Origin of the sequence: Kitasatospora phosalacinea (assembly GCF_000717185.1) — a bacterium.
In the GTDB taxonomy this organism is placed as follows: Bacteria; Actinomycetota; Actinomycetes; order Streptomycetales; family Streptomycetaceae; genus Kitasatospora; species Kitasatospora phosalacinea_A.
In genome coordinates this window covers 1-4,358 of the sequence record NZ_JNYE01000191.1, presented here as the reverse complement: position 1 = coordinate 4,358, position 4,358 = coordinate 1, and the positions used below count along the sequence as shown (strand labels likewise).

General features: G+C 73.9%; 4 protein-coding genes and 1 pseudogene. 4 read left to right on the top strand and 1 reads right to left on the bottom strand.

Annotated elements, in window-relative coordinates; genetic code table 11:
* A partial coding sequence (locus OO57_RS37255) for a hypothetical protein (protein ID WP_051778750.1) occupies nt 1–950 on the top strand: 950 nt, incomplete at its 5' end.
* 131 nt (nt 951–1,081) lie between these two features.
* The gene (locus OO57_RS37250) at nt 1,082–1,744 is read left to right on the top strand and encodes a hypothetical protein (RefSeq protein WP_033257304.1); all 663 of its coding nucleotides are present in this window, start codon (nt 1,082–1,084) and stop codon (nt 1,742–1,744) included.
* Nucleotides 1,745–1,833: 89 nt separating this feature from the next.
* Here the strand turns inward: OO57_RS37250 and OO57_RS37245 are convergent, their stop codons facing one another.
* Nucleotides 1,834–2,436, bottom strand: a complete 603-nt coding sequence (locus tag OO57_RS37245; protein ID WP_033257303.1) for a helix-turn-helix domain-containing protein — start codon at nt 2,434–2,436, stop codon at nt 1,834–1,836.
* 82 nt (nt 2,437–2,518) lie between these two features.
* Here OO57_RS37245 and OO57_RS37240 point away from each other — a divergent pair, with 82 nt between their 5' ends.
* Both OO57_RS37240 and OO57_RS43310 read left to right on the top strand, forming a co-directional pair.
* Nucleotides 2,519–4,138: an FAD-dependent oxidoreductase gene (locus OO57_RS37240; RefSeq protein ID WP_051778749.1), complete on the top strand. Its 1,620-nt coding sequence runs from the start codon at nt 2,519–2,521 to the stop codon at nt 4,136–4,138.
* Between the two features lie 125 nt (nt 4,139–4,263).
* Nucleotides 4,264–4,358, top strand: a pseudogene (locus OO57_RS43310) (electron transfer flavoprotein subunit beta); the annotation flags it as partial.

Below are 4,358 nucleotides of genomic sequence, written 5' to 3'. Positions count from 1 at the left end.
CCCCCGCAACCGCCCCCGCACCCGCCCCCCGGCGCCGGCTCCGCCGCCTGCTGCCGACTGCCGCCGTCCTCGCCTGCGCCGCGCTGCTGTCCGGCGTCACCCCGGCCTCCGCCACCACCGGCGCCGCCACCGCGGCACCCGGCGCGCCGTACACCGGCATGGGCAACTGTCCGCTCGCCTCGCCCGCCATGCAGAACCCGGAGAACCTCCAGGTGGGCTGCCTGGTGTCGGTGACCAAGGCCGGGAAGTTCACCCTCGGCAGCACCGTGGTGCCGTTCAACTCGCCGATCACGCTGCAGTTCGGCTTCTACTGGGACAAGTCCGCGCCCGCGGTGTCGTTCCCGGACGGCAGCAGCGCCAACCAGTACACCGTGGTGCCGCCGACCGGTGCCCCGCTGCTCAGCGCGCCGATGGTGCAGATCAACATCCCGGGCATCCAGAACTACCTGCCCGGCATCACCAGCGTCTTCGCGCAGGTCGAACTCGCGGGCCCGGTCACCAAGTTCACGCCGCTGGCAACCGGCGAGCCGTACCCGGTGTTCCAGCTGCCGATCAAACTGCACCTGTACAACGCGCTGTTCGGCCTGCACTGCTACGTCGGCTCGGACTCGGCGCCGCTGCTGCTGAAACCCACCACGGGAGCCACCGCCTCCACCCCGCCGATGACCGGCGACCCGGGCACCCTGGACTACGCCCCGGACCCCAACGGGCACAACGCGCTGGCCATTTCGGAGACCGGCGCGTCCCTGGTCGACAACACCTTCCCGGTACCCGGCGCCAGCGGGTGCGGCGTGCTCGGCTCGCTGAACCAGATCATCAACTGGACCATGGGCCTGCCCGCCGCCGCGGGCAAGGACTCGGTCAGCTTCCAGCAGACCGACGCGACCTTCGTGCTGGACACCGACATCGCCGACCTCACCGCCGCGTTGAGCGACAGTTCCGCCCACTGACCGCGGCCAGGCTCCCCCACCTGCCCGTGCCGACCCGTGCCCGACACGGCGTCGGCACGCGCTCCGGCGAGCGCGCCGGAGCAGCCCCGTCCGATCCGATCCGCCCCACCCACCGGAAGGAACGAACCCTCATGCGCAACCGCACCTTCGCGGGCGTCGCCGCCCTCGCCACCGCCGGGGCCCTGCTCGCCCTGCCCGCCGTCCCGGCCGCCGCGGCCGGGACCACCCCGGTGCTGACCATCGCCGGCACCTCCACCCCCGTCGGGGTCGGTGACAGCCTGTCCGCGGGCCTGGTGAGCGGCACCCTGGCCACCATGTACAACCCGGGCACCACCACCGGCGTCAAGTGCACCACCTCCACCATCGGCGGCAGCGTGAGCAGCAACCCGCTCGCCACCGGCTCCGCCACCGCGTCCGGCCCGGTCGGCACCCTGACCTTCTCCGGCTGCACCTCCAACGTGGTCGGCGTCACCGGCGTGAACAGCCTGACCATGAGCAACCTGCCCTACACCCTGAGCATCTCCGACTCCGCCGGGTTCCCGGTCACCCTCAGCGGCTCCATCCAGGCGGTCGTCAACCTCAAGACCCTGGCCGGGAACGCCCTGTGCACCTACTCCTCCACCGGCGGCGCCCTCAACGGCAACGCCACCAACAGCCCGGCGCAGATCACCATGGCCAACCAGGCCTTCACCAAGCTGACCGGCCCGAGCATCTGCTTCGCCGGCATCAGCTTCTCGGCGGCCTACGGCCCGGTCACCGACACCACCCTCGGCGGCACGGTCTTCGTCAACTGACCTTCCGCTGAAGCCCGTTCGGACGCCGCGCCCACCCCCACGGGCGCGGCGTCCCACCCCCACGGACGCGGCTTCCTCCCGTCCGGGCGTCAATCCCCGTCCTTCTCCGCCTTGTTGGCGGTGCGGGCCCGGACGTGCACCCGCTCCCCCTGCGGCCCGAACAGGCTGAGGAACTCCACCGGCGTCCGTCCGGCGTTGGTGAACAGGTGCGGCGTCCGGGTGTCGAACTCCGCGGCCTCGCCCGCCTTCAGCACCACCTCGTGCTCGCCCAGCTTCAGCAGCAGCTCCCCGGAGAGCACGTACAGCCACTCGTGGCCCTCGTGCGTGCGCTGCTCGCAGTTCTCCCGGCTGCTGCCCGCCGGGACGACCATCTTGTACGCCTGCATGCCGCCGAGGTTGCGGGCCAGCGGCAGGTACGTCCAGCCGTGCCGGACGAACGGGCGCAGCCGCACCCGGGGGTCGCCGGTCGGCGGGGCGTCGACGAGCTCGTCCAGGGCCACGCCGTGCGCGCGGGCCAGCGGCAGCAGCAGTTCCAGGGTCGGCCGCCGCCCGCCGGACTCCAGCCGGGAGAGCGTGCTGACCGAGATGCCGGTCTGCTCGCTCAGCTGCGCCAGCGTGGTGCCGTGCTGCTGGCGGATCGCCCGCAGCCGGGGGCCGACGCCCGTCAGCACCGCTTCGAAGTCCTCGCCCATCGCCCTGCTCCTCTCCACCCCTCCATTTGCCGCCTCAGCAACATTGTTTGTCAATACGGCGAACCCGGCGCACCATCGGAGCATGACCACGACGCACCAGCACCCGCACCCCGACCAGCACCCGCACCCGGTCCGCCACCACGACGTCCTGATCGTCGGCGGCGGTGCCGCCGGGCTCAGCGGCGCCCTGACCCTGGCCCGGGCCCGCCGCTCCGTGCTGGTGGTCGACTCCGGGCGGCCGCGCAACGCGCCCGCCGAGGGCATCCACGGCCTGCTCGGCCGCGAGGGCCTGCCGCCCGCCGAACTGGTCGCCCTCGGCCGGGCCGAAGTCGCCTCGTACGGCGGCGAGTTCCACGACGCGGAGGTGCGGTCCGTCAGCCGCGAGGCGGACGGCGGCTTCCGCGCCGAGCTGTCCGACGGCAGCGCCGTGCACGCCCGCCGCCTGCTGCTGACCACCGGCACCGCCGACCTGCTGCCCGAGGTGCCCGGCCTGGCCGCGCGCTGGGGGCACCAGGTGGTGCACTGCCCGTACTGCCACGGCTGGGAGGTCCGCGACCGGAAGATCGCCGTGCTGGCCACCAACCCGGTGGTCGCCGTCCACCAGGCGCTGCTGTGGCGGCAGTGGAGCGGGGACGTCACGCTGCTCGCGCACACCGGCGGGCCGTTCGACGAGCAGCAGCGGCGCGAGCTGGCCGCCCGCGGAGTGGACGTGGTGCCCGGCGAGGTGGCCGCGCTGCTCCCGGAGGACGGGAGCGCCGAACTGACCGGCGTGCGGCTGGCCGACGGCACCGAGGTGGCGTGCGAGGTGCTGGCCGTCGGCACCGAGCTGACCGTGACCGCGCCGTTCCTGGCCGACCTGGGCCTGGCGGCCACCGACCTGGTCCGCGAGGGCGTCCGGTTCGCCACCCGGCTGGCCACCACCGACCCGACGGGCGCCACCGACGCCCCCGGCGTGTGGGCGGCGGGCAACCTGACCGACCCGGCCGCGCAGGTCGCGGTCGCCGCCGCGGACGGGCTGCGCGCCGCCGCCGCGATCAACGCCGACCTGGTCGCCGAGGAGACCCGCCTCGCCGTCGACGCGGTCGAGTTCTGGGAGAAGCGCTACGGCGAGAGCGGGCAGATCTGGAGCGGCCGCCCCAACGCCTCGCTGACCGTGCAGGCCGCCGACCTGAAGCCCGGCCGGGCCCTCGACCTGGGCTGCGGCGAGGGCGGGGACGCGCTCTGGCTGGCCGAGCGGGGCTGGCGGGTCACCGCCGTCGACATCTCCCGGGTCGCGCTGGAGCGGGCCGCCGCCCGGGCCGCCGTCGCGGGCCTCGCCGACCGGATCGACTGGCAGCGCGTCGACCTGGCGCACGCCTTCCCGTCCGGCGCGTACGACCTGGTCTCGGCGCAGTTCCTCCACTCGCCCGCCGAGTTCCCGCGCGAGCGGGTGCTGCGCCGTGCCGCCGCGGCCGTCGCCCCCGGCGGCACCCTGCTGGTCACCAGCCACGCCGCGTTCCCCGTCAAGCACGACCACCCGCACCCCGACATGCACCTCCCCACCCCCGGGGAGATGCTCGCCTCGCTGCGGCTGGACCCGGCGCAGTGGACCGTCGAGCTCGCCGAGGAGCACGCCCGGCACGACCACCCCGAGCACCCCGTCACCGACCCGGACGCCCGCCCGCACCGCGACTCCACCCTGCGCCTGCGCCGCACGGCCTGACGGCGCCGCCCCGGCGGGATGGGAACTGAGTCCCCTCTCACACCCCCACAGGAGTGGATCTGTGGCACAGAGTGTGGTCTAGTGAGGGAACTCAGTTCCCTCCCGCGTGAAAGGACAAGGTGGCCGTGAGCTTGAGGATCGTTGTCTGTGTGAAGTACGTGCCCGACGCGACCGGTGACCGTCGCTTCGCGGACGATGCCACCACCGACCGGGAGGGCGT

Bases quoted from the DNA above. Each gene is read 5' to 3' on its own strand.
- OO57_RS37250 (WP_033257304.1), top strand. From the start codon at position 1,082: ATGCGCAACCGCACCTTCGCGGGCGTCGCCGCCCTCGCCACCGCCGGG.
- OO57_RS37245 (WP_033257303.1), bottom strand. From the start codon at position 2,436: ATGGGCGAGGACTTCGAAGCGGTGCTGACGGGCGTCGGCCCCCGGCTG.
- OO57_RS37240 (WP_051778749.1), top strand. From the start codon at position 2,519: ATGACCACGACGCACCAGCACCCGCACCCCGACCAGCACCCGCACCCG.